The sequence below is a fragment of the Candidatus Eremiobacteraceae bacterium genome (genome assembly GCA_035710745.1).
GTDB lineage: Bacteria > Vulcanimicrobiota > Vulcanimicrobiia > Eremiobacterales > Eremiobacteraceae > JANWLL01.
Genome location: DASTCX010000039.1, coordinates 51,481 through 74,564 on the forward strand (window position 1 = coordinate 51,481; position 23,084 = coordinate 74,564).

The following is a 23,084-nucleotide window of genomic DNA, read 5'->3' on the forward strand; positions in this document are numbered from 1 at the left end:
CGAAGAGCGACGGCCGGCGAAGCTCTTCAAGGGGCGCTCGGCTTCGGGAATCGAAGCGAGCGGTCCTTACGTCGCCGCTTCAAACCTCGGCATCATATGACGAGAGTGTTTAATGTGGATTTCAGCTCGACTCGGATGTTCACCGCGCTTTTCATGACGGGCGCCATGCTTGCTTGGGCGACTCCCGTCCGAGCGGCCGGCGATCTCATCATCTATCCATGCGCCGGCAGCGCGACGCCGAGCGACGTCGTGCCTCACGGCCCAGGCCTGATCCTCATGGGCGGCGGCAACACTGTCGATCCCGCCTTCGAATGGATGCACGACACCATCGTTGGATCGCATTGGAAGCGCGGAGGCGACGTCATCGTGCTCACCGCGTCCGAGGGCGATGAATACACCGACTACATCATGAAAATCGCGCCGTTCAACTCGGTGCGCTCGATTCAGATCGGTCCGAACGCGACGCCGGCCGATCTCAAGCGGGCGGCTTCGTATGTCGACGCAGCGCAAGGCGTGTTCTTCTCAGGCGGCGATCAGGCGCACTACGTCAAGTGGAAGGGGTCGGCGTTGATCGCCGCGGTGCAGCGTGTCTACGACCGCGGGGGCGTCGTCGGCGGCACGAGCGCCGGCCTAGCCATTCTCGGCGAGTACGCATTCGATGCTATCGCTGAGGACAAGATCGGTCCGGACGTCAACGTCACGACGACGAACGCCATGGCAGACCCGAGCGAACCGATCATCAGCTTCACGCACGATCTGTTCGAATTTCCGCCGATGCGCGGTATCCTGACCGAGACCCACCTCGTCACGCGCGATCGTCTCGGCCGTCTTATCGTCTTTCTAGCGCGTCTGAGCTCGGACTCGAAGACGCCGCTGCTCGGCGTCGGATTGAACGAGCATAGCGCTCTCGTCGTCGATCGCAACGGCGTCGGCACGCTCATGCTCGAGCATCACACCGGAGAAGCACTGCTGGTCCGGCTCACAAAACCGACGCCGATCAAGCCTGGTACTCCGTTCACCGCGCACAAGGTGCTGATCACAGTGCTCGATCGCGATGGCGATCAGGTCGACTTTCGGACCTGGCATGCGGACGCGCGAAGCTTCTTCATCGATGTCGACGGTTCAAAGCGGCCGTACTACACGCCAAGCGATCCATACACGACTCCTACGAGTTCCGATCGAGATTGAAGGTACGAATATGACTTGGGAAGGCATCAGCGGCGCAGCCACGGTCGCCACGACCCTCATCATCGCGGCGACGGCGATCGCGGCGATCGGTAAATAGGCTAGCGCCCTTCGCACGTAGCCGGACGTCAGGGCTTCACTGGCTTTTCAGCGCCGTGATGTATGTTCCCATTTTACCCGGTCGTTCAGGAGGTTCAGGATGTCTCAGTACCCACTTAGGGGCATTGCGCTGGTTGTTCTTGCAGCTTTGGTCATATCGACGCTCAAGGCGCCGGCCCAAGCGTCGCCCATTTCGTCATCCAGACACGGCGCTGTCCTCGCCGACAACTCCACCACTCGCTCACCCGCATTCATGACGCGCGCTGGAGCCGACGCGAGAACCCCAGCCCTCTTTGTATCCGACGATGAAACCAACGCCGTGTACATCTTGAATCCCGACAACATCAATGGCGCCCCGTTGGGCAAGATCACCGACAGTATTAACACCCCGACAACGCTGTACGTCGACGGAAGCGGCGTGCTGTACGTGAACAACACCTTGAACAACAGGAACTATGCTGCGTTGTATCAGCCCGGCTCGGTCCATCCCTCGCGAATCATCCGGTTCGCCAACACGCTCGGCGGGATCGTGACCGTCGCCCTGGATCGATCGGTGGTTATCGAATCGCAGCAAAGCCAGCTATTCTCGTCGGCCGTGCTCCATATTTTCGACAAAGGAAGCAGCACGGAGACGCGCAAGGTTACCATCTCGCTCAATGGCAATGATTTCGTCCGCGTTCGTGGCGCCGCATTTGACGCCGCTGGCAATCTGTTTCTTTCGGTCGCTAGGTATCCGACGCCAGGTGGAATGTTCGAAGTTCCCGCCGGTTCGACGCAGGCGGTTCAAGTTGCTACCGACCCTGGTTTCGGCGAGGCATTTGACGCCGCCGGCAACCTTTACGTAAGCTTCGGGAGTGCGATCGTCGAATTCGATCACGAAACACAGCATGTCACGCGGCTCATCACGGATGGCCTCATCGACGTGCTCCAAAGCGCGGTGACACCAGACGGCCGTATTTTCGCCCCGAGCGTGGAAACGTTTGACTTCAGCCGTAACCAAGACATCCCAGGCAACCTCATCGAGTACGGATCGCAGAGCATTCATCCGAGGCAATTGACAACGAATCTGGTCGATCCTCAGGGCGCAGCGTTCAGACCATAAGCCCACGGCTGCGCCACCAATGAAGCGGTCGGCGTTTTGCCGACCGCTTTCGTGCGCGGCGCCGAGCTTAGTGGAGCCAGGGGACCCTCGACAACCGCAAGAAGCGTAACAACAATATACACGGCGTCGGGCCGTAGCGAAGCCTGGTTATCGCGCCTGTCTGGGGGGCAGGAGATCGCTGGTTCGAATCCAGTCGGCCCGAATCGCATTACACCGGACACCGCAAGATATTTGCGGTGTTCTTGTTCCTCTCACTGAACAGTGACTTTGACTGCGACGCTGTTGCCTGCACCATCGGCGATCGTCACTTTGCACGTGCCGACTCCCACGGACGTCACCTTGAAAACGTTGGCCATCCCGCCTTGGGCAACGGTCGCAATTGCCGTGTTCGACGACGTCGCTGTCCACGCAGAGACCCCGTTTTCGGCCACCGTGACATTCTTGGTAAGGCCGGTACTTGTAAACGTAAGCGACTTCGGCGTGACTGTCATCGGGTTGAAGACGAGCACGTCGACGTGCCCGCCGACCGTATCGACCCAGACGTTGCCATCGGGCCCGGCTGAGAGCGCGTCAGGCCTCTCCCCGCTCACGAGTGGGGGGTTGAACGACGTAATCGTCTGCGTCGCCGTGTTGACCCGAAAGACAACATCGCTCGATCCGCTTGCGAACCACGGCTCGCCATCGGGTCCACGCGCGCCGAACTGTTCTGTCTCGTTAGAATTGAAGGCTCCGCCGCCCGTGAACATGTTCACGGTGCCGTTCGGCTTCACGCGCCCGATCATGCCGGAAAGTTGAAGGCACGCGAACCAGACATTCCCATCCTTTGCCTCGACCACAGCGGCCGGTGCGCAGCCTGCCTGAACGGCGAACGGAGTGATATGTCCAGTCGTCGGGTTCACTTTACCGATGTAGTTAAGACCGGAATGAGCGAACCACACGTTGCCATCCGAGCCCGTCGTGACGCCACCGCAGCAATTCACCGATGACGAGTCCGGATAGGCGAACTCGGTAATGACCCCCACGGGTGTGATTTTCGCGATGTGTGACCCTTCGACGAACCACACGTTGCCATCGGGCCCGATGCCGTCGGAGCCGAGCTGCGTCGTGTCGCTGCTCGGAATTGTGAACGTCTTCAAAGCGCCCTTGGTCGTCACTTGCGTTACGTGCGTCGATTCACTGAGGACGTAGAACTTGCCATCAGAACCGACGGCCATCGCGACGCCGCTCACACCGATCGGAAACACCTTTACCGCGCCCGACATAGAGATCCGGACGAGCGAATCCGAGTTCTCTTCGAGGAACCATAGATTGTGGTCGACGCCAGTGACTATCGGCCCGAAGTTAAACCCCGGCGTGTTCGGACCGAACTGTACCCACTGGGCGCCGCCGCCTTTTTGGAGAACGAACGGTACGAGCGCGGGAGACAGCGCCGTGTGCGCACCTTCGGAGGAGCAACTCGCCAGAGCCACACAAGCCACAAATAACACGAATATCCGACGGACCATAACGCGCCCTCCCTCGTGCCTGGAGCATTCGCGCCGGTTTCTCGGCGGCCTTGGGGACAATGGTCATGGGGACGCGGATCGAGGTCGTCGTCGCGAGGCGGCAACATATATGAAGAGCTTCGCGTGGAGGCGCACCCGCGGGCGGCTGCGACCTTCGCTACCGACTTCCGGTTACGCGTGCGTGTTTGAGCCCTTCGGGCGCGTGGCTCGGCGAAAGACGTGACGAGACGCTGCGATAGCGATGACGCATCGCGTCGCCGAGAAGCGAGGAGATCCGGAACAGCCCGTCACCCGAGAGCCGCAGCGCCATCCACGGTGTACTTTCGTGCCGTTGCACCAACAAGTACGTTTGCGCGCCCACCGCGTACACAGCAAATTGCTCGGACTCGGCGATCTTTTCCAGATCCTCGACGGCCGATGGTTCGATCTGTTCGATGAAGTCCACGATACGGGTCTTCCTAATTCTCTAGCGAGAAATGAGACAGGCCGGTAGACGGCCTGTTACTCAAGTGCGGCGCCGGTGCGAGTATGTTCAGTGTCTGGTCGCCTGCGCGACCGTCCCAGAGCTCAACAGCGCGACGGATTGCCGGACCTCGGTGACGACCACGGATCCCTGGCGTAAGGACACGTTCGTCTTCTTGTTGTTGGCGAAGAGAGCACCGGCGATGAGTCCCGCCGGGCCGCCCAGGCTCGACTTGAAGATCGTCTTGCCGATCATGTTGCCGACGATCATACCGCCGAGCGCGGTGACGGCGACGTTCGTCATGTTGTTATGGCGCTGCGTCTCTTGCGATTGGACGAACATCGAGACGTTGGCGTGGCGCCCGTTGGTCAACATGATGCGGTCGATGTTGAAGGCGAGGACAGGACTGCGGCCTTGGCCGGCGGTCGTGACGCTCGTGACGTGTCCAAACAACTGCGCATTGGTGTAGACGCCGTTGTTGCTTGGGTACGGCGTCAGGACGGTCATCGAGAACTTGTCGCCGACGTGCGCGCTGCCGGAATCGATAGTCGAATTCATCTTCGACGTGACCATGTTCCCGGCGCTCAGCTCGACAGGATTGGAATTCGCCGATGCGGCGAGCGGCAGGATGAGCGCGACCGCGACGGCGGTCGACGCGATCGTGAGATAGAGGGGCTTCATGGGGCTCCTTAGATAGCGGTTCCGAAGTGGTTTTTACCGCTCTTCTCTCGTTATGTTATCGCGAGCGTTGACCTTTACGCTTCGGCATGGCGAGACTGTTATCAGGTAATATCAACGCGACTCTGTTTCAGTCGCTGCGACGAGATCCGATAGCTTCGCGAGCGCCGCGTTGCGGTCGTCCGCGTCGAACCCGGCGAGCGCGTCAGCCGGCGTCGGATATACGCCGAAGACTCGCGCCAATGCGGTCAATTTGATGTATCGGAGCGCTTTTGGATTCTCGATGACAAGACGCACCGAGCCGCCGATCTCGCCGATCTTGCGATGGATCACGATTACCGTACGAATCGTTCGCGCGTCGACCTCATGGACCGCTCGAAGGTCGATGATATGATGCGGCTCGTCGCGTTCGATGTGCGCTTTGATCGCCTCGATGAGCGCTTCGCCGGCGGTTTCGTCGAGATGACCGGTTGGAGTGGTGACGATGGGCGGGGCAAGAGACTTGACCATTCGGTGGGATCCTTTTGGCGTGCGTGCGTCCGAACGGAAGCACTTCGACAGCGGCCGCGTTAGGCCTGTGTTGATGGTGGGTGACGACGCCTTCGTCATAGTTGCCTGATAGCAATGAGCGCTTTGGCCGCAAACAAGGACCGCCTACCGCATTCCCAAAGAAAGAAGACGTGCGGCACCCTGCCCGCCTTTAAGTGAGGATCATCTGTCAGCGCATCAAATGAAGCATCAAAACGACCGCGCGGAGCGTGACGAGCTTGTGACGCAAAATCTTGGACTCGTTCGCAACATCGCGAATCGGTTCGCGAATCGCGGCGAGTGCACAGAGGACTTGCGGCAAGTCGGCTATATCGGCCTACTCAAGGCTGCGGATCGCTTTGACCGAAGACATGGTGTGGCATTCGCAACGTACGGCTACGTGAAGATCATCGGCGAAATCCGGCGTTACTTTCGCGATAAGTGCTGGTCGATAAGGATTCCGCGCAAGGTGCAAGACTTGTTGCGATCGAGCGACGTACCAGGACCCTACCGGCCACTTTCCCTCGACGCCTCCTTGAGCGACGGCGGTAAGCCTTTGACCTTGCTCGATGTTCTCGGAAACGTTGACCACGGGATCGAGGAGGCAGAGTCGCGGATCGACATTTCCGCCGCATGCACGTGGCTGAGCCAGCACGAGCGGTCGATCTTGCGGTTGAGGTTTTTTGACGAGCTGACTCAAAAGGCTATCGGTCGCGCGCTCGGCAGATCTCAGATGTACGTTTCGAGGTTGGAGAAAAGAGCGCTGAGCAAACTACGCGATCGTCAAAACAGAGCTATCTCAAGCGATTGGCGGTCGGCAGCTCAGGCTTGAGTACTTCGACCGAAAATGCGACCAGCTATTGGCCGCCTTCGTCGAACCAACCGCCCAGAGCGTCCTTTTCATTTACACTCGATTCGTGTGGCCGAGCCGGTTTCGAAAGAGTTGCGGCGAGTTCCCGGCGGATCAACGCCACCGTTTCCGAAAAGCGTGGTCTACGCGATGAAATTTTTCCCATCTTGATCGCTTCGCGCTGACGCGCCCGAACGCCCGTACGGAAAATGTTTAAGTTCCGTCGGACGGAGGCGACGTAGCATCTACTACGTCGGAATAGGTCACCGCAGAAGGCAAAGCGATCACTTGGCGAAGGTCTACGGACTTGCGCGAATTCTCAGTCCGTCACGAGTCGTGGAGACCCAAGCTTTGGCGACCGATATCAGACCGAACATCCTCGGCGTCCGATCAAATCCTTCGGCAGAAAAATTCCCTACGAGCGAGCGTGTGCGCTTTAGCGCCGTCAATGTCCCCGCAGCGTGCTGCGGTCTCACGGGCGGCGACTGGTACGATGTCATTCCGATAAGCGATCGGCGACTTGTTGTCTCGATCGGCGACGTCGCGGGCCATAACGTAGAGTCGGCCGTCGTCATGACTCGCGTGAAGCGATCGATCAGAACGCTCGCCAAGGAGGTCGCGAGTCCGCGGCTTCTCCTGCACCGTCTCAACGCGACATTGTGCGAAGATGCTTTCCGCGGCTTTGTAACGACGTTCTTGGGCTACCTCGATCTTGAGGCGCGCACGCTGACGTACTCCAACGCCGGTCATCCTCCCCCGATCGTCCGCCGCAGCGACGGAACGGTGACGATGTTCGATACCGGCGACGCTCCGCTGGGATTGAAAAGTTCAGACCTTAGGGTCGAAAGCACGATCGCACTCGATTCCGGATCGCTGCTCGTTCTCTACACCGACGGCCTCACAGAGGTCCGGCGAAATGTTATTCTTGGCGAGCGAATGGTATGTGAAGCCGTCCAGTCAGGCGTTGTCGCGCACGCCGATGATCCCGCGGATGCGTTGCGGCAGCGCGTGGTACCGCACGGCTCTCATGACGATGTGGCTATCCTCACCGTCATGCTGATGTAGCGCCTCGGGCGTAGTCACCCTCGGACGCCTACTTTCTGCGAAGTGTCGCGCCGAGCTCTCGCAGGATCACTCCGAGCATCGCATCGTCGCCGCGTGCAAAGAACATGGTGAGCGCGACCTCGACGATGGAGCTCTCGCTCAGTCTATGCGCATACGCTAAGCTTCTTAGACGCTCGGAGATGTCGTGACCGACGTTGACTGAAAGTTTGTTCCGGGCCGAGACATCCGGCGCAGCCTGTGTCTCAAAACCCGCCGTGTGGTCGGTGTGCAGTGCTTCTTGGCCCGCCAGCTTCGTTTCAAGTTCGGTTGGAGGGCCGACTGCTTTCTTCAGGCATACTTGCGGGTTACTTCTGGACTGCCGTGTAGGCTTCCCTGTTGAGCCGTTGAGCGGTGCCGCGCGAGGGGTTTCAGGACCGTCGGCGGCGCGGCGCTATATCGGCTCGGTCCATCAATCGTAGTACGTTGGCATCCGATCCCTTCTCGAAGAAAAGCCAAACGGCGCATTCGATGATCGAGCTCTCGCTCGTATTCTGTTCGTATGCGAGCTTACGAAGCCGTTTCGCCAAAAGCGAACTCATGGAGTGTGACAGTCGCACGACCGTAGTGTCTGCGGCCTGAACCGTGTCCACTGCGCTGGCGGGAAATCGAACTCTGCTCGCGGGTATCTTGCCGTTTCGGACGGTGCTGTTCCGACTTGCCATATTCTTACTCGATTTTCTTGAACGTGCGGGCGGTATCGGTACTAGCCTTCGATAGCTTCGCGACCAGGCCTTGGGAGGCGTCATCTTCGCTACTATTATCTGCAACTGTTATTATCTTGCGTTCGTCGGGGAACAGCTCGATGATTGCCGAAGTGTGACCGGTCTAGGCATAGCCTAGTCAAGGAAAGCGCTCAAGTGGATTATTCAAAAGCGCTCGACGATCTCGATCCCATCCTTCGCAGTCGTCTCCGCGCGGTTGCGCGCATCGCCGGCATGAGCGAGATAGAGGCGTTGAGAACGATCGTCGAGACGTCGCGTGGTAAAATCAACGGTGATACCGGGCTTGCGCCCGAAGACCCGCGATAGATCATGATGTCGGTTCGACTCGTCACCCTTACCGCGGTCGCAGTTATCTGCCTGTTCTCGAGCCAGTCGATTGCGCACGCCGCCCCTGTCTCAACCGCAGACCAGAACGTCGTCCTCAATCATCGGCTTGCGTTGATGGCCCTCGCGCCCGCTCCGTCCAGGATAGCCCGCGCGTCTGAGCTCGAAGATCTATTCTCGCGGACTGCTGCGGACGAGCACCGCAAACCGGATTGGTGGTCAAGCGTGACCTTCAAGGCTATCGCATCTCGCTTCATCTCGGCAGAACGCTTCCTGCACTTTCGGCAGGGCGGAGTCGACGCGAATTTCTGGGGCGTCATGAACCGGGGCGGCAGCCTTCGGATCAAGTACTCGGTTCGGCTGCGCTAAAAGGCTACCGAGCCCGACGGCCGAGTTAGAACAGCGGACGCATCTTGCGTCCGCTGTTTTTGGCTCACGCGAAGCGGATCTATCGACTCAGAAGCATGAGCGTGTTCTGCGCGTCGTCGACGAAGTAGAGGCCACCGCCGGGTCGCAACGCGAGCCCGAACAGCGCGCCGGCACCAGGCGGACTACCGCTGTTGTCGAGCAGCAGTTTGTTCATTTGCATTCCCTGCGGATTCGTCCGCACGAGGAAGCCGTCGTTGCCGTTGACCGTGAGGATGTCGCCGTTCGACGCCGTCGTAAGGCCGAGCGGATCGTTGAGCGCGCCGCCCATCGTGAGCGTCCGGCCGTTTCCGGACGAACCCATGCGAGACATCGGATTGGCGATGACGGCGATGCGATTGTTCACGCTGTCCGCGACGTACAGCGCACTGCCATCCGGCGAGAGGCCAAGCCCCGTCGGTCCGACGACGAGCGCCGCGGGATCGGTTCGCTCGGAAAACCCTGACCCGACGACCGTCATCGCGCGCACGTGCGGTTTGTCGTTCATCGACGTCTGGACGTCGAGGCGGACGATGGTTCCGCGATTGACGACCTTACCCTGACCCGCGACGGTTCCGTTGAGGACGTTGGAGACGAAAAGCGTCACATGGTCTCCCTGATCGACCGCGGCCATATCCCACGGCCCATTGATCGGACTGCCGGAGATCGTCTCGACGACCTCACCGCGACTGTCGAGTACGAGCACGCAGCCCGCATGCGCGGTGTTCGACATGCCGTTGCTCGTCGGCAAGCTGCCGACGAATACCCAGCCCGAACGCGTGACGGCGAGCGCGGTCGTCAGACCAATGCCACCGGGGCAATCGCCCGGCAAGCGGTGCGCGTTGATGTGCGCGAAGACGCGCAGGCCGCCGTTCGGCGAAATCTCGACGATCGTCGTTCCCGTGCCTTGCAAGTTTTGAGAATCGTTGAAGTTGCTGATGAGGACGTCACCCATCACGAGCGAGCCCATCGACATCGGCACGACCGCGGTGCCGTACGGATTGACGTCGCCGTTCGGCGGTACCGTCGAGCCGATCGTCGATATCCGATTCGAAAGATCGGAAGAAAGCGGCAGCGCCGGCACCGGCTGTGCGGCGAGCGCGATCTGCGCGGCGCCGATAACTGCAGCAGCAGTCGCGGCCGCTGCCAGAAAACGTTGTTTAGGCATCATGTTCATCTCACTGACTCCATGGAGCTTCCAAGAAGAAGGACGAGATAAGCTACCCACGGCTCCTGAAGAATCACTGAAAATCGCAAGGTCGCTCGTCAGGGACGCAAGAAAGCGGCGCGGATGGAAAGCGGCGGCGGTGCGCTGCGGCGCGAGCTGAACCCGACCGGCGCGATCTCGATCGTCGTCGGAACCGTCATCGGCACCGGCATCTTCCTAAAGTCTGCGGTCATGTCGCAGCTGCTCGGATCGTCCGAGTGGGTGCTCGCAGCGTGGGCCGCTGCGGGCCTGCTCTCCATCGCGGGCACGCTGACGTACGCCGAGCTCGGCGCGATGTTGCCGCATGCAGGCGGCCCGTACGTCTACTTGCGAGAGGCGTACGGCAAACTGCCCGCATTCCTATTCGGCTGGAAAGAGCTCTTATCGACGAAGGGCGCGAGCAACGCCGCCGTCGCGATCGGCATCGTCATCTTCCTCAACGCGCTCGTGCCGTGGAACGCGGTCTGGTTTCAGCACCCGATCAAGATCCTCGGCGAGACGATTCCCTGGCAGTTCGGCTCGCATCAGCTCGAGGCGATCGCGATCATTATCATCTTGTCAGTCGTCAACTCGTTCGGCGTGGCCGCGGGCGGTTGGACGCAGACGATTCTCACCGGCGCAAAGCTAATCGGCATCGCGTTCCTCATCATCGGCGCGTTCTTCGTGGCGCAAGGCGGATCGGTGTCGAACTTATTCGCGGCGCCGGCGAGCGGTCACGCGCCTGGAATACAGGCGTTCGGCGCAGCAATGATACAAGTGTTGTGGGCCTACTCCGGCTGGGGCGACCTCGCGCTTGCTGCGGGCGAAGTCCGGGCTCCGGGTCGCAACGTGCCGCTCGGGCTCATCGGCGGCATCCTCATCGTCATGACTGCATACCTCTTGACGAACGCCGCGTATGCATACGTGTTGCCGTTCAGCCAGATAGCGACCGCGAACTCCACCGCCTTCCCGGACGCCCCCGCCGTGGCAGCGAGGGCGGCGGCCGCGTTCATGCACGGCGGTGGGGCGCTCTTATCCATCCTGTTCGTCATCTCTGCGCTCGGCACGCTCAACGGCGGCATCCTCACCGGCTCTCGCATCCCGTTCGCGATGGCGCGCGACCGGCAGTTCCCCGAAGTTCTCGCGAAGGTAAACCCGAAGACGCGAACCCCAGTGACGAGCATCATCTTGCTCGCGATCTGGGCGTGCCTGCTCACCGTTTCGGGCTCGTTCGATCAGCTGACGACGCTTGTCATCTTTGTCGACATCACGATGGATATATTCGGGTCCGCCTCGATCTTCGTCTTGCGGCGGAAGATGCCGTCGGCCGACCGTCCGTATCGAACCCCGCTCTATCCGATCGTACCGCTTGCCTACCTTGCCACGCTCATCTGGCTGGTAGGCAACACCATCAAGACGACACCTCTCGAAGCACTCGGCGGGGTCGTCATCTTGCTGCTTGGTCTGCCCGTGTACTGGTACTACCGCAGCCGCCCAGCCCAGGGAGCGGTCCCTTCTCCGGCCAACTCCTAAGGACGAGGTGAACTCCTCGGAGAGGTAGGTGTCGCTATGTCGACACGTGCCGCTCGCGTTATCGCGGTCGCAATCATCGTCCTCATTTGTGCACTACCGCGAACACAAGCGCGAGCAAAGGGCGTCGACATGGATCCGCCGTCGGGTATAGTCCCGACGACTGCGACGTTGGAGCAAGTGCTCACAGCGCATGCGAAAGCCGTCGGAACGCGCGCTGATCCAAATGACGCGGTTATCGAGGACGAGACGTTCACCGCGAACGGTCTCAGCGGCACCAGTCACGACGTCTCCTATAAAGGCGACTACATAAGCACGACGACGACAGGGTCATTCGTCACGAGCGAGGGCACGGTTGATGGACGTTCCTGGTCCGAGGACGTCAACGGGCAAGTGGTCGACATCAAAGGGGTCCACGAACGCGGAGAGGTCGACGCTCGAGCGCTTGATGACGCGCTCATACATCCGGGCGAAAACGTGCAGCTGCTCGGCGAGGTCGCGAGCCCTATCTCGGCCTACGTCGTCGAGGTCAACCCACCTAGTGGGCGCCCCCAGTGGATATTCTTCGACAAGTCGACTGGCCTCATCGATCGCACCGAGACGGTCATGCCGACGAGCCGAATCGTCGAGTCGTTCGCGGACTACAAGACAAGCTATGGGCGGATGGTCGCGTGGTCGGGCCACTCGTCGGACGGCCACCCAGATAACGACACAGACTGGCATGTGACGTCGCTCCGCGTCCAGCCGTCGATCGCTCGCTCGCTCTTCGCCCGGCCGCACTGCCGGACGTTTGTCGAGATGCCGCCGGGACTCATCCGCGCGAAGCTGCCGGCCTACATCGCCGATGGGCGGATCGTGATCACGTTGACGATAGGCGGTCGAGGATACGACTTTCTTCTCGACTCAGGCGCGAGCGACATTACCGTCGATAATTCTGCCGCCAAACAAATGGGGTTGACGCTATACGGTAAGTCTCAGATCGTTGTCGGCGGCCAGGTCGATCAATCGCTAGCGATCATCCCTGAGGTCAATGTCGGCCTTCTGAGGCTTCACAATGTCGCGGTCGACGTGCTGCCATTCACCGAGTTGATCGGGCCGCATGTCAAGCTCGTCGGACTTGTCGGCTTTGATTTCATCGCAGGCATGGAGCTCAAGGTCGACTACGATAACAGCGTCGTGACGGCGTTCGCTCCCGGTCAGTACGCGCCCCCGGCTGGGACGTATGTGATCCCGGCGTTATTGGACGATGGCGTGCCGGTCGTCAGCGCCCAAGTGGGGTCAACGCTCGGTGAAAGCTTTATCGTCGACACGGGCGCGGACAAGGGCTATCTTTTTCCCCATTTCGCGGAGCTCCATCGGAAGGACGTCGCTGACGAGGGTCTCGGGCGTGTGCTGAACGAGCAGAGCGGCGGCGGGCTCTACTCCAGCACCATCGGTGGAGGCTTCCAACTCACACCGTCGGAGGTCTCGAGGTTCAGCATAGGTCAGGTGACGTTCCAGGATTGGATGATCTATACACTCGCCGGCGACTACGCACAGGAAGAAGAAGACTACGACGGCCTCATAGGTTACGATTTCCTGCGCTTTTTTAACGTGGTCTTCGACTATGCAGATTCGACTATCTATCTAGAACCGAACAGCACGTTCAGGAAGAACGCGAGATGAGCACCCGAGTTTCGGCGCAGTCGTCTGCTGTCGTGCGGTTGGTCGTCGCCATCGTGGTCACGATCTCGGGGATCATACATGTGGATGTGGCGCGGGCAAAGGGCGTCGACATGGGTCCGCCGTCGGGTATAGTCCCGACGACCGCGACGTTGGAGCAGGTGCTCACCGCGCACGACAAAGCGGTCGGCAAGTCGACGGTGCCCGCGAACGCGGCGCTCATCGAAGACGGAACGATCTCGATGAGTGGGATGGCCGGGACCTACCGTTCGCTCGACTATCGCGACGACTACATCAATACGACGACGCTCGGCCCGTTCGTCAGGCGCGATGGCGTCTTCAACGGCGATGTCTGGTCGCAGGACGAGAACGGTCAAGTCAGCCACGTCGAGGGCATCCACGAGCGAGCGATGATCGACGACTATACGCTCGACAACGCCCTCTCGGGCGGCAACAGCGACGTGAAGCTGCTCGGCGAAGTGAGCAAACCTATCTCTGCCTATGTCGTCGAAGTCAATCCGCCCGACGGCCGTCGAGAATGGATCTTCTTCGATAGGACGACGAATCTCATCGACCGGACGGAGATGCCTCAACCGACGGGGCGCTTCGTCGAGACGTACGCGAATTTCCAGACGCACAACGGCGTCACCGAGGCGTGGTCGAGCCATTTCAGCGACGGCCACAGCGAGAACGATGAAGACGACACGATCACGTCTATCACGACGTCGACGAATATCGATCCGTCGGACATCCAAACGCCGACAAGCCGCGCCCTCGTGCGATTTCCGGGCGGCGAGACGAGCGTCGATCTGCCCGTGATCATAGATAAAGGTCGCATCATCCTCCAAACTGTCGTCAACGGGATCCGCTACGACTTCCAGCTCGACTCGGGCGCCAGCAACATCGTCGTCGATAACAGCGCCGCGAAGCAGATGGGCCTGCAGCTGTACGGCCGACGTCAGCAAACCGCGGCGGGCAGATTCACCGCGTCACAAGCGGTCATCCCCGAGCTCGACATCGGTGACCTGACGATGAGCAACGTCGCCGTCGACGTCTTCCCGTTCAAAGACAAGACGTCGTCCGGCGATGCGATCGTCGGGCTCATCGGCTTCGACTTCATCGCCGGCTTGGAGCTGCAAGTCGACTACGGGCACAGCACGGTGACCGCGCTCTTGCCCGGCATGTACCAGCCGCCCTCGGACGCGTACGTCATTCCGGCCGCGCTCGATGACCAAGTACCGGTGATCGCCGTCCAGGTCGGGCAGACGATCGGCGAACATTTCATACTCGACACGGGTGCTACCAACGGCTTTCTCTTCCCGGATTTCGCCGCAAACCACAAACAAGACGTCGCCGACAGAGGGCTCGGCTCCGTCGTCGATTTCTATTACCCGCACGAGTACGCCGAAGGGGTCGGCGGCTACATCAAACTCAAACCGACGCAAGTCGCTGCGTTCACGGTCGGCGGCATCACGTTCAAGGATTGGCTCGTCAACATACTAGTCAACGACTACGCGCAGGAAGAGGAAGACTACGACGGACTCGTCGGCTACGACTTCCTACGCTACTTCACTGTCGTTTTCGACTACGCCGACTCGCAGATCTACCTCGAGCCGAGCGACGCGGCCCGCAAGCGGAAGATGTCGCAGCTATGAGACGGCTTAGTACGGCGACTGTTCGGGTGCGGGTGTCGATGAATCGACCGGCGGCGGCACGCGACCGTGTTGCGCACCCTGGAACGCGATCTGGTTCTGGCCCATGGTGATGAGCCCGACCATGTCAGCGATGCCGTCGATGTCGGCTTCCATCTTGCCGATGACCGTCGCGTCCGGCTTTGCGGCGGACTTGATCTGCAGCGTGAGGTGCGAACCGTCGCGCGAACCGTCGAGGACGTACGTCGTCTTACCGTCGACGTACCATGTGCCCGTGACCGTATTGCCGATCTCGCGCAGCACCATGCGCGAATACTCGATGCTCGCGTATCCCTGTTCGATGACATCCCAGTTGCCGTTCGGGATCTCTTCGAGCGGCATGTACGGCGTCGGAGCTGTCGTCGGCGACGGCTGCGGCGTCGCGGCCGCGGCGATGGCTATTCCGGCTTTCGGCGACTGCACGATCAAGCAGATCGCGAATAGCATAACGGACGCGCCGATGATCGCGACACTCGACAGAGGCTTCGTGTTCAACGTATTTCCCTCACGCGTGGGCGTCTTTTCACCCGTTCTACGACTCGCCGGCGCACGCGCCCCTTCACGACTGCGCCGAAAGCTGCGTTCTGCGCGCCGATCTGCTTTGCAAGACCGGGACACGACCAGAGCCGGTGAGCGCACGGCTGATCCGAAAACGCGCAACGCCTTCGATTCGTCTCGGTTCTCACTGTCACCGAACGACCAGCTCAGGAGCCGGACATGAGACACGCCGCTGCAACTCTTGTCGTCGCACTCGCTGCGATCGCCTGCACCTGCGGGATCGCCAGAGCCGACGACATCGGCAAGCCGGGGACGCCGAACGGGCCGCCGACCGGCATTGCGCCCGTCACCGTGACGCTCAAGAGCGTTCTCCACGCGCACGACACGGCGATGGGCATCACGGCGCATCCGACGGTGACCGATATCGAAGAGGGCACGATCACCGCCTATGGCATGGCGGGCAAGTACCGCGACGTCTATGCCGGTCTTCGCGCCGGCAGCGACTACTCGTCGACGGAGACGATGGGGCCATTCACGACGTCGGAGGGCCGCTATCACGGTCAGCGCTGGCGCCGCGACGAGAACGGCGTCACCGACGTCATGCAAGACACGCAGCGTGCCGCCGCGTTCCTCGAGCGCGGTTTCACGAACGAAGCGGAAGACACGTCGAACGACGTGACGCTGCTCGGCGAGGTGACGTCGCCCATCGACGCCTACGTCGTCCAGGTCAAAGTGAAAGGCGAATCGCCGAGCTGGGGTTTTTACGATAAGAAGACCGGAGTGCTCGACCGGCTCGAGATCGGTGACCCCGACGATCGCTCGATCATCACGTACGACGACTACCGGCTCATCAACGGCAATCGCGAAGCGTGGCACACGCACTACTCGGACGTGCATCCGGAGAACGAATACGACCGTCGCATCAAGTCCGATACGTACGGAGCCGCGCTCACCGATGCCGATCTCGAGATCCCGTCGACGCGTCAGAACTTCGTCCAGCTGCCGGCAGGAAAGCTCGAGGACGACCTTCCGAGCGACGTTCAGGTCTCGACGGAAGCGCTCGGCGTCACGTGGGTCTACGCGTCTCCTCACATCAGCGTGACGATCAACGGCCGAAAGATCGACATGATCCTCGACTCGACCGAGTCGGGCATGGTCCTCGACGACGAGGTGGCGAAGGAGCTCGGTCTTACCCGCTACGGCCCCTACGACGAAGACGACAAACGTTCGATCTATCCGACGCGGGCGGTCATCCCGGCGATGAGCATCGGCGACGTGCAGATGCAGAACGTCGCCGTCTCCTTGCGACACGTCGTGGATCCTGGGAATGCGAGGCACACCGCCGGGATCATCGGCTACGACCTTCTCGCGAGCTCGATCGTCGAGATCGACTACATCCATCACGTCGTGAAGTTGTACGATCCGATCCAATTCGTGCCGCCCGCCGATTCGTCCGCGACGCCCGTGAATATCGACGACGAGATCCCGTTCGTCGGTGCGACCGTCGGCGTCAGCTCAGGCGACTACTTCATGCTCGACGACACGGAGCCGTTCACGGTGATCTTCCCCGACTTCTGGCAGGCCCATCCGGATGACGTCATCGATCAGGGCCAGGGACGGGCCGCCAACTATAGCTTCGGCGGAAGCGATTCGCCGCTCAAAGCGACGCAGCTCAAGGCGCTCAACTTCGCGGGCACGAGCTTCGACGAGTGGATCGCCTACGAGGCCATGGACACGCAAGACCTCGAGGGCGTCGATATCGACGGCATCATCGGCTGCGATTTCCTGCAGTACTTCAACGTCTTTTTCGACTACGGCCATCACGCGATCTACCTTGAACCGAACGAAGCGTATCGTCGAGCGGCGCGTCACTGACCGCGCCTCTAGAAGACGACTTTCAAGGACTTCGGCGTCGCTTCGACGCAACTGCGACGCCATTGAATTGCACGATTTATACGGACGGCGGCGCCCGCGGCAATCCCGGGCCCGCTGCAGCAGCCGGCGTCATCCTCGATGCCCGCGGCGAGCTCCTCGCCGAAGTGACGGACTACCTCGGCGAAACCACGAACAACGTCGCCGAATATAAGGCGCTCATCATCACGCTGCAGCGCGCGCTCGAACTCGGCTGCACGCGCATCGCCATCAAGATGGATAGCGAGCTCGTCGTGAAGCAGATCGCGGGGCTTTACCGGGTGAAGGATTCGAAGATGGTGCCGCTCCATGCAGAGGTCCGCCGCCTGCTCGGACGCTTCGAGTCGCAGTCGGTCGAACACGTGAGCCGCGGATCGAACAAGCACGCCGACAAGCTCGTCAACGCCGTCCTTGACGCTCGCGAGCAAACCCTAAAGGAGCGTGCGCAGTGAGGAACATCTACGGCGCGGACGGCAACATCGCGGCGCGCGTCGACTCGTCCGGCCGCGTTTCGCTCGGTTTCGAACCAAGCGCGATCGTCGGGATCGTCCGCTCCGACACCGACGTCTTCTCGGGCGAGGCGGGCGTTGAGTGGCTCGGTCGCATCGACTCGGACGGCCGCATCTTCGACGCGCAGCACCAGGTCGTCGGCAACGTCGACGCAAGCGGCCGTGTTCTCGACGTGACCGCCCGTCTGGTCGGCACGGTCGAGTTCGCGGTCGACGGCGCGGCGCTTTTGCTGCTCGTCGGATCGCTGTCGCCGGATGTACTGCGGCCACCGCCGCCGCCCGAGCCGAAGCGTTCGATCATGGAAGAAGCGATGGAGCTTGCGGAAGAAGACCGTGCTCCTGGGATCCGCAAGAACTACCGGCCGCTCACCGACGACGAAGTCTTCGGAAAGCCGTTCAAGAAAAAGACGTAGCGCTCGACGCGCGCCGCGCGCTCGCGATGACTTCGGCCGCCGCCTCGTAACGTTCGAGCGACACGACGTACGCCCCGGCGACGCCGCGCGTCTGCGTCAGTTCTTGCATCATCTCGAGCGCGATCGCGATGCCTTCGGCGGTCTCGTCCTTCGCGTTTTTCAGCCGCGCGCGGAGATGCTCCGGGATAAGCATCCCGGGTATCTCGTTGTGGAGATACTCGGCGTGTGCATATCCGCGCAGCGGCATCAGGCCCACGATGAGCGGGATCCCGGCGTCGGACGCGCGCGCGAGAAACGGTGCGAGCGATGTCGACTCGAACACCGGCTGCGTCACGGCGAAGTCCGCGCCCGCGTCGATCTTCTCGAGCAGTCGCCGATGTTCGGCCTCGATGTCGCGCGGCAGGGCGTTGACCGCGGCGCCGATGCGGAAACGAGTCGGCGAACCGATCGAAGTCCCGGCGTGGTCGAACCCGTCGTTGAGCATCTTGAGGATTTTCGTGAGGCCGAGCGCGGTGACGTCGAACACCGACGTCGATTTGGGGAAATCGCCGACGTTCGTCGGATCGCCGGTGAGCGCGACGATCGCGGTGACGTCGAGCGCCGCGGCGCCGATGAGGTCGCTTTGGAGGCCGACGAGGTTACGGTCGCGGCACGAGACGTGGAGGACCGTGGCAAGCTTCGCCTCGCGTTTGACGAGATACGCCGCCGTCGCTCCCGACATCGCCGGCCGTGGACTCGCGTTGTCGGCGATATGGAGCGCGTCCGCGCCGGCAGCAGCGAGGAGCCGAGCTCCTTCGAGCATCCGCGTCGCATCGGTGCCTCGCGGCGGTGCGATCTCTGCCGTCGTGACGAAGCGCCGCCCGAGATCGCGCTCGAAGGACGTCGACGGGGCATGTGACGTTCTCGAGTGAGCGTCGCTCGCTTCGCGGCTTCTGACATCGATCGGCGTATGCCGGCGACGTGCGTGTTGCGTCTTGCCGGTAACCTCTGGTGCCATCGCGGCTATGTGCGCGGGCGTCGTACCGCAGCATCCGCCGACGATAGTGGCGCCGAGCTCGACGAATGCGCGCGCGAAACGCGCGAAGTACTGCGGCGTCGATCCGTAGACCGTACGGTCGTCGACGCGGCGCGGGTAGCCCGCATTCGGCATCACCGAGACCGGACACGCGATGTCGGCGATGACCGGCGCAAGGGCGTCGTAGACCGCCTGCGGTCCGACCGCGCAGTTGATGCCGACGCTGTCAGCGCCTGAGGCGAGCAGACGCCGGAAGGCGGGCAGCAGCTCGTCGCCGTCCGGGGTGCGGCCATCCTCGACGACCGAGAGCGAGACGAGGATCGGCAGACCGGGCGCCGAGCTCCTCGCAGCTTCGAGCGCGATGAGCGCTTCGTCGAGACCGCCGAACGTCTCGAGAAGAAGCAGATCCGAGCGTGCGGAGGCGACGGCGAGCGCGTGCTCGGCGAACACGTCGAACGCCTGCGCACGATCGACGTTTCCGATCGGCTGCAGGAGCGCGCCGATCGGCCCGATCGAACCCGCGACGTACGCGCGTCCGCCCGCAGCGCGGCGCGCGAGTTCGACCCCCGCCGCGTTGATCTCGATCACCCGCCCGGCTGCTTCGTGCGCTCGCAGCTTGAGCCGATTCGCGGCGAACGTGTTCGACTCGATGAGGACCGCGCCCGCATCGACGTACTCGCGATGCGCGCTCTCGACCAACTCGGGCTCGGTGACGTTGAACAGCTCGACGCACGACGTCGACGGGCTGCGGCCGAAGAGCAGCGTTCCCATCGCGCCATCCGCGAGAAGGACGTCGTGCCGCCAGCGCTCGACGAGTGGTTTCATGTGCTCGACGTTGCGCTACCGCACAGCCGGCCCCTGCGCCGTGCGAGGATGCTCCCGGCGACGGACCGAAAAGCGCGACCTTATGACTTCGGCCGGCAAAACGCGCGGAACGTCGATCTTCGCATCCGTCGATCTTGAAGGCTGCGCGACGCTCGTCCATTGGGATGAAGTCCGTCCGTCCGCCGATGCTGCGTACGAGCGGGCGCGGCGGCTCATGACGTCGGAAGTCGACGCCGCGCTGCGCGGCGCGTTTTCTGCGGGCGCCGCGAATGCGATCGTCAACGACTCGCATTCGGTCATGCGCAACCTGTTGCTCGACGAACTCGATCCACGGGTGAAGGTCGTCTCGGGGCGCCTGAAGCCGCAGTTCATGCTCCAGGGGATCGAAGGCTGCGACGCGGCCTTTTTCATCGGCTATCACGGCGCGATAGGCGACGCGCAGGCGGTCATGGGCCACACGTACAGTCCGCGCATCATATTCGAGTGCAGGCTCAATGGCGAGCCGGTCGGCGAGACGACGATCAACGCTGCCCTCGCGGGCCACTACGGCGTGCCGGTGGCGCTCGTAAGCGCCGACCGGACGACGCTCGAAGAGGTCCGCCGCAATCTGCCGTGGGCCGTGACGGTCGAGACGAAGGAGAGCATCGGCTATTTCGCGGCCGACAGCCTGTCGCCGTCGATGGTGTGCGGGTTGCTCGAAGAAGCCGGCGCGCGCGCCATGACGCGTCTGCCGGAGATGCGGCCGTTCTCACTCGCGGCACCGATCGAGATGGAGATCGACACGCAGCGTACGTCGCAAGCGGACATGCTCGAACTCGTGCCAGGCATGCGGCGGACGGCGTCGCGAAGCGTCGCGTATCGCGCCGGCGACTTCGCGGAGATCTACCGCGCCTTGATGGCGGTCATCTACCTCGGCGCGGCGGGATAGATGAGCGAATCGGTACGAGCTCTGCTCATATTCGGCATCATGATCGTCGCAGGGATACTGGCGTACGTCTATTTCTTCCATCCGTTCATGGTCGAGCAGCCGTTGGTCGAGCACGTCATCACCGAGAACAGCACGTGGTCGGTGACGATGCAGGAGTATCTCACGCACGGGCCGCTCGCGGCTGAGACGTATCGGATCTCGAACGACAACGGTAAGACGACGATCTTCTATGCGGCGACGAATCGCGCGGGAACGGTGACCAAGGAATTCACGGCGCCGCTCGTCGGTCCGAGCGGCACGTTCTTGTTCGAAGATCTGCGTGCCAACGGGCTATGGGAGCTCGACGACCGTGCGGTGCGCGCGAATCCCGTCGATGAATACGTCATCGAAGTCGATCAGACGCTCGGCGATGAGGGCGGCACGCATACGTTCAGCTTTTCCGACCCCGCGTACTGGGCGACGACGCACTCGCAGGAATTCAATCTCCATCTGCCCGCTAAAGGCCCGATCTCCGGGAGCCACGGCGCGACGATGGGTGTCGCCGGCCGTTCGCTGCGCGAGCCGCGCTACTTCAAGATCGTCCAGGAGATCCGCGCCTTCGGTCCGCCGTCGATCCTGGCGGCGCAGGCGAAGATCCGCGGCGATCTCGCAGCGACGCTGAAGCATCCGATACCGCCGCGATGAGCCGAGCCGCGGATCCGATCAAGGGCTTTTTCGCGCGTCACTGGCGCGTGTTCGCGATCGGGGCGGGCGGTCTGGTGGCGATCGTCACCCTTCTATGGTATGTCACCGAAAGCCCGAAGAACCAGCTCTGGGGGCCGACGGTGACGAGCGAGCCGGTGAAGCAGAAGGTCGTCGCGTTGACGTTCGACGACGGACCAAACCCGCCGTACACAGATCGTATAGTCGAGTACCTCCACGCGGAGCATGTGCCGGCGACGTTCTTCGTCGTCGGGCTCGCGGTGCAAGCGCATCCTGACGTCGTCCGGCGCGAGCTCGCCGACGGCAACGCGATCGGCAACCATACGTGGGATCACGCGCATCTCGTCTTGCTCAGCCGGACGCACATCGAACGCGAGCTGACGTCGACAGAAGACGAGATCCAACGAGTGACGGGCGAACACACGGAACTCTTCAGACCGCCGTTCGGCGCTCGCGACTTCCGGGTCATCAGCGTCGCACACCAGCTCGGCCTTCAGGTCATCATGTGGTCGGTTCCGCTGCCCGCCGATTGGACGCAGCCGCCACCTCGCGTCATCGCCGACCGCGTTCTGAAATACGTCAAGGACGGCTCGATCATCGTGCTGCACGACGGCAACAAAGGGCGCAGCGCCGACCGCAACAACACCGTCGAGGCGACGAAGATCATCGTCAGTGAGTTGCGGAAGCGTGGCTTTCGCTTTGTGACGGTGCCGGAGCTCGAGAAGCTGGGCTATGCAGAAGGCGCGACGCCGCCGCCCGGCCCGACCGAATACGGCCCGTTCTACACGCCCCGTTTATAGAAATCAAAGGGGAGCGGTCGAGACTACGGCGTGTTAAAGGGAGCGGTCGAGATTTATCTCGACCGGTGCCGAGCTTGCATTGAAGTTTATCTGTAGCGGTCGAGCTTTAGCTCGACCGAAGTCGACCCTGCTATGGCGCGGCCGCGGCGGTCGAGATAAATCTCGACCGCTCCCTTTTCTCTCAGCGCGGCCGCGGCGGTCGACATGAATGTCGACCGCTCCCTTTTCTCTCAGCGCGGCGCGGCGGTCGACATAAATGTCGACCGCTTGTATGTTAGCGGAGCCGGAGTATTTCCGGCGTATGCCTGCCTCACGCTGAGGGCAGCACGGGAGGGGAGTTTCGTCGACCGCTTTGGCGTCGAGCCTGCGAGGGAGATCGAGCCCCCTTCCGATGGCACGTGCGTAGATCGGACGGTATCTGCGGCCGCTCGGAAGAGCAGAGCCTGCAT

Annotated in this window: 21 protein-coding genes and 1 tRNA gene; 15 read left to right on the top strand and 7 right to left on the bottom strand. The window is 61.9% G+C overall.

The annotated features are described in order from the left end of the window. Positions 1 to 114 precede the first annotated feature (114 nt). The 3 genes from VFO25_13660 to VFO25_13670 all read left to right on the top strand — a co-directional run bounded on the left by VFO25_13660 (position 115) and on the right by VFO25_13670 (position 2,588). Positions 115 to 1,188, top strand: coding sequence for a cyanophycinase (locus VFO25_13660; protein ID HET9343950.1), 1,074 nt, complete (start codon positions 115 to 117; stop codon positions 1,186 to 1,188). Between the two features lie 196 nt (positions 1,189 to 1,384). Continuing rightward, entirely contained in the window at positions 1,385 to 2,386 is a 1,002-nt protein-coding gene (locus tag VFO25_13665) for a hypothetical protein (protein HET9343951.1), read from the top strand. Between the two features lie 127 nt (positions 2,387 to 2,513). Continuing rightward, positions 2,514 to 2,588, top strand: a tRNA-Pro gene (locus tag VFO25_13670). 49 nt (positions 2,589 to 2,637) lie between these two features. Here VFO25_13670 and VFO25_13675 read toward each other — a convergent pair. The 4 genes from VFO25_13675 to VFO25_13690 all read right to left on the bottom strand — a co-directional run bounded on the left by VFO25_13675 (position 2,638) and on the right by VFO25_13690 (position 5,542). Next, positions 2,638 to 3,855 carry a hypothetical protein gene (locus VFO25_13675; protein ID HET9343952.1) on the bottom strand — a complete coding sequence of 406 codons (1,218 nt, stop codon included), beginning with the start codon at positions 3,853 to 3,855 and terminating at the stop codon, positions 2,638 to 2,640. A gap of 193 nt (positions 3,856 to 4,048) precedes the next feature. Next, complete coding sequence (locus tag VFO25_13680; GenBank protein HET9343953.1) at positions 4,049 to 4,336, bottom strand: hypothetical protein; 288 nt, start codon at positions 4,334 to 4,336, stop codon at positions 4,049 to 4,051. An 87-nt stretch (positions 4,337 to 4,423) separates the two neighbouring features. Next, the gene (locus VFO25_13685) at positions 4,424 to 5,035 is read right to left on the bottom strand and encodes a hypothetical protein (protein ID HET9343954.1); all 612 of its coding nucleotides are present in this window, start codon (positions 5,033 to 5,035) and stop codon (positions 4,424 to 4,426) included. A 111-nt stretch (positions 5,036 to 5,146) separates the two neighbouring features. Then, positions 5,147 to 5,542 carry an STAS domain-containing protein gene (locus tag VFO25_13690; protein ID HET9343955.1) on the bottom strand — a complete coding sequence of 132 codons (396 nt, stop codon included), beginning with the start codon at positions 5,540 to 5,542 and terminating at the stop codon, positions 5,147 to 5,149. Positions 5,543 to 5,762: 220 nt separating this feature from the next. Here VFO25_13690 and VFO25_13695 point away from each other — a divergent pair, with 220 nt between their 5' ends. From VFO25_13695 to VFO25_13705, 3 genes are all read left to right on the top strand, one after another. Then, complete coding sequence (locus VFO25_13695; GenBank protein ID HET9343956.1) at positions 5,763 to 6,392, top strand: sigma-70 family RNA polymerase sigma factor; 630 nt, start codon at positions 5,763 to 5,765, stop codon at positions 6,390 to 6,392. Between the two features lie 447 nt (positions 6,393 to 6,839). Beyond that, positions 6,840 to 7,475, top strand: a complete 636-nt coding sequence (locus VFO25_13700; protein HET9343957.1) for a PP2C family protein-serine/threonine phosphatase — start codon at positions 6,840 to 6,842, stop codon at positions 7,473 to 7,475. A gap of 1,070 nt (positions 7,476 to 8,545) precedes the next feature. Further along, complete coding sequence (locus tag VFO25_13705) at positions 8,546 to 8,929, top strand: hypothetical protein (protein ID HET9343958.1); 384 nt, start codon at positions 8,546 to 8,548, stop codon at positions 8,927 to 8,929. 79 nt (positions 8,930 to 9,008) lie between these two features. Here the strand turns inward: VFO25_13705 and VFO25_13710 are convergent, their stop codons facing one another. Further along, entirely contained in the window at positions 9,009 to 10,136 is a 1,128-nt protein-coding gene (locus VFO25_13710) for an SMP-30/gluconolactonase/LRE family protein (GenBank protein ID HET9343959.1), read from the bottom strand. A 120-nt stretch (positions 10,137 to 10,256) separates the two neighbouring features. Here VFO25_13710 and VFO25_13715 point away from each other — a divergent pair, with 120 nt between their 5' ends. Genes VFO25_13715 through VFO25_13725 form a run of 3 tightly spaced genes read left to right on the top strand, consistent with a single transcriptional unit; the run spans position 10,257 to position 14,998 of the window. Further along, positions 10,257 to 11,684 carry an amino acid permease gene (locus VFO25_13715; GenBank protein ID HET9343960.1) on the top strand — a complete coding sequence of 476 codons (1,428 nt, stop codon included), beginning with the start codon at positions 10,257 to 10,259 and terminating at the stop codon, positions 11,682 to 11,684. Between the two features lie 36 nt (positions 11,685 to 11,720). Next, positions 11,721 to 13,346 carry an aspartyl protease family protein gene (locus VFO25_13720; protein ID HET9343961.1) on the top strand — a complete coding sequence of 542 codons (1,626 nt, stop codon included), beginning with the start codon at positions 11,721 to 11,723 and terminating at the stop codon, positions 13,344 to 13,346. Continuing rightward, positions 13,343 to 14,998, top strand: coding sequence for an aspartyl protease family protein (locus VFO25_13725; protein HET9343962.1), 1,656 nt, complete (start codon positions 13,343 to 13,345; stop codon positions 14,996 to 14,998). Before VFO25_13720 ends, VFO25_13725 begins: the two co-directional genes overlap by 4 nt. 6 nt (positions 14,999 to 15,004) lie before the next feature. On the opposite strand, the gene VFO25_13730 is transcribed toward VFO25_13725, so the two are convergent. Next, positions 15,005 to 15,529, bottom strand: coding sequence for a hypothetical protein (locus VFO25_13730; protein HET9343963.1), 525 nt, complete (start codon positions 15,527 to 15,529; stop codon positions 15,005 to 15,007). 222 nt (positions 15,530 to 15,751) lie between these two features. On the opposite strand from VFO25_13730, the gene VFO25_13735 reads away from it, so the two are divergent. The 3 genes from VFO25_13735 to VFO25_13745 all read left to right on the top strand — a co-directional run bounded on the left by VFO25_13735 (position 15,752) and on the right by VFO25_13745 (position 18,365). After that, complete coding sequence (locus VFO25_13735) at positions 15,752 to 17,407, top strand: retropepsin-like aspartic protease (GenBank protein HET9343964.1); 1,656 nt, start codon at positions 15,752 to 15,754, stop codon at positions 17,405 to 17,407. A gap of 62 nt (positions 17,408 to 17,469) precedes the next feature. Next, complete coding sequence (locus VFO25_13740) at positions 17,470 to 17,895, top strand: ribonuclease HI family protein (GenBank protein HET9343965.1); 426 nt, start codon at positions 17,470 to 17,472, stop codon at positions 17,893 to 17,895. Beyond that, positions 17,892 to 18,365, top strand: coding sequence for a hypothetical protein (locus VFO25_13745; GenBank protein HET9343966.1), 474 nt, complete (start codon positions 17,892 to 17,894; stop codon positions 18,363 to 18,365). Before VFO25_13740 ends, VFO25_13745 begins: the two co-directional genes overlap by 4 nt. Here the strand turns inward: VFO25_13745 and VFO25_13750 are convergent. Continuing rightward, a complete protein-coding gene (locus tag VFO25_13750; GenBank protein ID HET9343967.1) occupies positions 18,349 to 20,205 on the bottom strand; it encodes a bifunctional homocysteine S-methyltransferase/methylenetetrahydrofolate reductase in 1,857 nt (618 codons plus the stop codon). The two genes, VFO25_13745 and VFO25_13750, sit on opposite strands and share 17 nt — an antisense overlap. Positions 20,206 to 20,287: 82 nt before the next feature. Between VFO25_13750 and VFO25_13755 the strand changes: the two genes are divergently transcribed. The 3 genes from VFO25_13755 to VFO25_13765 are packed head-to-tail and all read left to right on the top strand — an operon-like array spanning position 20,288 to position 22,635. Beyond that, positions 20,288 to 21,133, top strand: a complete 846-nt coding sequence (locus VFO25_13755; GenBank protein ID HET9343968.1) for a M55 family metallopeptidase — start codon at positions 20,288 to 20,290, stop codon at positions 21,131 to 21,133. Continuing rightward, positions 21,134 to 21,817, top strand: coding sequence for a hypothetical protein (locus tag VFO25_13760; protein ID HET9343969.1), 684 nt, complete (start codon positions 21,134 to 21,136; stop codon positions 21,815 to 21,817). After that, positions 21,814 to 22,635: a polysaccharide deacetylase family protein gene (locus VFO25_13765; protein HET9343970.1), complete on the top strand. Its 822-nt coding sequence runs from the start codon at positions 21,814 to 21,816 to the stop codon at positions 22,633 to 22,635. Before VFO25_13760 ends, VFO25_13765 begins: the two co-directional genes overlap by 4 nt. Positions 22,636 to 23,084: the final 449 nt, after the last annotated feature.

Bases quoted from the DNA above. Each gene is read 5' to 3' on its own strand.
- VFO25_13665 (HET9343951.1), top strand. From the start codon at position 1,385: ATGTCTCAGTACCCACTTAGGGGCATTGCGCTGGTTGTTCTTGCAGCT.
- VFO25_13685 (HET9343954.1), bottom strand. From the start codon at position 5,035: ATGAAGCCCCTCTATCTCACGATCGCGTCGACCGCCGTCGCGGTCGCG.
- VFO25_13690 (HET9343955.1), bottom strand. From the start codon at position 5,542: ATGGTCAAGTCTCTTGCCCCGCCCATCGTCACCACTCCAACCGGTCAT.
- VFO25_13695 (HET9343956.1), top strand. From the start codon at position 5,763: ATGAAGCATCAAAACGACCGCGCGGAGCGTGACGAGCTTGTGACGCAA.
- VFO25_13705 (HET9343958.1), top strand. From the start codon at position 8,546: ATGATGTCGGTTCGACTCGTCACCCTTACCGCGGTCGCAGTTATCTGC.
- VFO25_13710 (HET9343959.1), bottom strand. From the start codon at position 10,136: ATGATGCCTAAACAACGTTTTCTGGCAGCGGCCGCGACTGCTGCTGCA.
- VFO25_13715 (HET9343960.1), top strand. From the start codon at position 10,257: ATGGAAAGCGGCGGCGGTGCGCTGCGGCGCGAGCTGAACCCGACCGGC.
- VFO25_13720 (HET9343961.1), top strand. From the start codon at position 11,721: ATGTCGACACGTGCCGCTCGCGTTATCGCGGTCGCAATCATCGTCCTC.
- VFO25_13725 (HET9343962.1), top strand. From the start codon at position 13,343: ATGAGCACCCGAGTTTCGGCGCAGTCGTCTGCTGTCGTGCGGTTGGTC.
- VFO25_13735 (HET9343964.1), top strand. From the start codon at position 15,752: ATGAGACACGCCGCTGCAACTCTTGTCGTCGCACTCGCTGCGATCGCC.
- VFO25_13750 (HET9343967.1), bottom strand. From the start codon at position 20,205: ATGAAACCACTCGTCGAGCGCTGGCGGCACGACGTCCTTCTCGCGGAT.
- VFO25_13755 (HET9343968.1), top strand. From the start codon at position 20,288: ATGACTTCGGCCGGCAAAACGCGCGGAACGTCGATCTTCGCATCCGTC.
- VFO25_13760 (HET9343969.1), top strand. From the start codon at position 21,134: ATGAGCGAATCGGTACGAGCTCTGCTCATATTCGGCATCATGATCGTC.
- VFO25_13765 (HET9343970.1), top strand. From the start codon at position 21,814: ATGAGCCGAGCCGCGGATCCGATCAAGGGCTTTTTCGCGCGTCACTGG.